The following is a 3,990-nucleotide window of genomic DNA, read 5'->3' on the forward strand; positions in this document are numbered from 1 at the left end:
GATGTTCACGCTTCAAAGTTCATTTGCCCTCACACCTTAACTTTTAACTTCTTAACCCTTAACAACTTCCAGTTCATCAGTTAAACAATTGCACAATCAAACAACTTGTCCGCCTCAGCGGAATTAAAAATCACAACTCAATCAACGTATCAACAAGAATACACCCGTGCGCACTATCCTTTCTCCTCCCCTGGTGACAAACTCTGCTTTATACACATAATTCCCATTTGGAGACATAGTGCCATTCAAGGTTCCATCCCATCCCCTATCCTCCAAGCTGTCTGTCTCATAAATCAAATCTCCCCAAGTATTGAACACGTAAAATTTCATACTGGCAATTCCCCTATACATAGGTTTGAAGAAATTGTTCTTCCCATCGGCACGGGATGGAGTAAAGGCTGTAGGGATTTCTATCAAATAGTCATCAAACACCTCTACTACCCTGGTAAACTCAGACTGGCAACCATTTACATCAATAGTGGTCAGTCGTATGGTATACGTTCCTTTTTCTTGAAATTGATGAACAGGATTTTGCTGTGAACTTCCAGACCCATCCCCGAAATCCCAGTTCCAGATCACCACTTCTCCACTGGACTTATCCGTAAACTCCACATCTTCCAGGATATTGATATCTTGGTTGACGATGATATTCCCTCCTCCTATATCCAATTGGTAATCAAAATTGGCAATCACCTCTTCTTCTGCTATGATCACCAAAATCCGCTCCACTGGGGTATAACAATCTGTTCCCTTCAAACTTACCTGAACGTTGTAATTCCCCGAGCGACCAACCTCTTCCAATTCGTCCAACCTCAGACTGTTACCTGATGGACCCACCACGATATAATCGTACAGGTCTGAGTCAAAACCCTCTATGTACCTTGTCAAATCTACCGTTTCTGTAGGATCACAGACTATAGATGGATTGGAAACCCGAAGTTGAGGTAAAGCGCTGACCCGCACTTCAACCTGCTCCACATCATCTCCGCAGATCCCATCTCCCTGAGCCCCCACATAGAAGAAATATGGTGAGGAGCCTGATGGCAAACCACTGACCCTTAGCATTCCAGCTGCATCGATTTCATATGTTTCCCCATTCGGACCAGTCTGATTGGAAGCAATAGGGTTTTGTCTATTTGGATCAGTAAACCATAAAAATTCCGGATTAGTCCCTGTTGCATCGATGGAAGGGCTAAGCACAGCTGTTTCACCCTCACAGATGCTCACCAAATCATCCACCTCAATAAGTGTTGGTATATCTGCAACAATGATTTGGTCCTCACGGACAATACAGCCAGCTGCATCCTCCAATAGCAACACATATTCGCCAGATGGTAGGTTTTCAAAAACAAAATCATCCCCTGAGATCACTGGGTTAAAATTAAAAGGATTGCCCGAGGCATCTGTCAGCCTGATTTCATAAGGAGCAATTCCTCCACGCATCCCACCTGAGATACTTCCTGAATTCTCTTCACACTCTGTATCCAAAGATAGAATATCCACCAATTCCAAGGCAGCATCTGGTCCTTCAATAATCAGCTCTTCTTCTAAAATAAACGAACAGCCTGAAGCATGTCTTGCTGCAAGCGAATACATTCCTGGGCTTAAATTATCTATCCTGTTGTCCGGATAATTTTGGAAATCACCGCCATTGATACTGATTTCCAAATCTGTTACATTGACCTCTGGATTGATCACAATAGAGCCACCTTCGCCAAAACAGACTTCATCAAATGCTTCTGCAGTAAAGACTGGATCCTGGAAAACAAAAACTTCAACTTCCTTGCTGTCTCCCTCACAGACCTCAGGTCCCTCTACGGTCACCCAATAGGTATAAGCCTGATTACGGGCTTCTAGACCAGTAATACTTAAAAAACCATCCGCATCTATTGAATAGCTGATGTTTCCGTCAATTTGACCATCGCTGAGTTCATTTGCAGGGTTGACATTACCACTATACCACCTAAAAGTTCTGTTTGGTACATTAGGATCTATTTCAGGGCTAAGGATTAAAGTTTCATCTTCACAAATATCAAAACGATCCTGGAGAATTATTTCCGTCGGCAAATCCTCAATGACAAGAGGATCACTCAAAGCAGCAAGACAGCCTTCCGCGTCTGTTATAGTAATTTCATAAGAACCGCTACCTAAGTTTTCAAAAACGAAGTTTCCTACATCAGAGATACTTACTTCCTGCGTATTGCCATTACCTGAATTTGTTAAAATCAAGGTATAATCAGGCCATCCTCCGGTAAAAGAAACTTCAATACTGCCATCTTCCTGCAGACAAGAGGCATCCTGCAAGGCTATAAACTCCAGAATTAAAGCATCAGGTCCTTCAACTTCTATAGACTGTGTTTCTGGCATACAACCAAATTCAGACCTGGTATCTACAGTATAAGTACCTGGAGCAAAAAGCATGGCTTCAAGTTCCTCCTGACTCATCCAATCTCCTCCATTTACAGAAAACTCAACATCAGGATCTCCTCCAATTCCCGTAAGCAGGATTTTCCCATCATTTGCCCCCTGACATGATTCTCTTTGACTTTCAAATACCGGTTCAGGAATTGCATTTACGGTTACTTCTACAGGCATTTCTACTCCGGTACAGGCTACGTAAAAATAAAAAGTATAATCGCCCGGAGCCAAACCTGAAATGCTGAGCTCTGGATTAATCCAATTGCTGTCATCGATGGCATAGACAATTTCTTGATTGTCAGGATCAGGGCCATCCTCTATCAAGCCCTGTCTATTGGCTTCCTTATACCAAAAAACCGCTGTAGCTGCAGCGGGTGGCAAACTGGGATCAGGAGCCAAATGTACAGGCCTGATCAGTACATCATCCCCAAAACAAACATCCATTGGAGGAACCAGGGCATATTCAGGATCAGACAGCGCTCCAACCTCAAAATCAAAAATTTCTATACAACCATTCTCATCCTGTATGATGAGATAGTATGTCCCTGGGAAAATACCATCCAGCTCTCCTATACTTCCCTGAGTCAGCAACTCTCCAGTATCAGGATCGTCACTTCTCCACTCAAAAGAATAATTACCCCATCCACCTTGAACATCAATATTAAAAATACGTCCATTGGCTTCACCGCAGGAAGCCCTGAAAATCTCAAAGCCCTCCAATGTAATTGGCGCATCAGGGCTTTCAATCAACAAATCAGGAATATCAAGAAAACAGCCTTCAGCAGCATTGATATCACGTATATTCAAGGTGTAATTACCTGGAGCCAGGTTTTCGAAAAGAGCTTCTGTTTGAAAATCCTCTCCATTCAGGCTAAATTCAAATTCACCTGACCCCCCAGTGACATTCTCAATATTGATGACTCCATCCGTATCACCAAAACAGCTTATGTTTTCGGTAAGCACATTGGCATCTATAGCCTGTAAAACATTTACCTCAGCTGTACTGATCAAAGTACAGATGTTATCACCTGAAATCTCTAGGTAATATGTGTAATTCCCAGGTTCCAAACCTGAGACATTCAGAATCCCTTCATCGCTTATCGCATACGTGACCCCTGTAACGGTTCCCGAATTAACCTCCTGTGTAGCCGCTGCATCAAAATACCATTTCAATTCAGGCGAAGCACCGGTAGGAATTTCTAGATCTGGAGTAAATACCACGCTGGCTCCTTCACAGATTTCTTCCTCTAAAGGATTGGAAACTATCTCAAAACCATCATTATTGACCAAATCAAAATCCTGATCAATCTGTGCCAAGCAGGAAAAACTGTCTTCCACTTCCACGGAATAACTGAGGGGTTCAAGGTTGGTAACCCTGTAATTTCCATCTACTTCCGTAAAGTCAAAATTACTGATGGCAATGCCATTGATAAAGACATTATAAGGTGCCGTCCCTCCAGTTACTGAAAATTCAATTACCCCATTGAAGTCTCCACAGGTAGGATCCTGGAAACCTACCGAAACAAGCTCAAGAAGTTCCGGCTCATCGACATTGATATCTATTGCTGCCAC

General features: G+C 42.8%; 1 protein-coding gene. It reads right to left on the reverse strand.

Annotated elements, in window-relative coordinates; genetic code table 11:
- Positions 1-141 precede the first annotated feature (141 nt).
- A partial coding sequence (locus tag EA341_RS01360) for a PKD domain-containing protein (RefSeq protein WP_293010883.1) occupies positions 142-3,990 on the reverse strand: 3,849 nt, incomplete at its 5' end.

This window comes from Mongoliibacter sp. (assembly GCF_007692705.1).
Lineage (GTDB): Bacteria > Bacteroidota > Bacteroidia > Cytophagales > Cyclobacteriaceae > Mongoliibacter.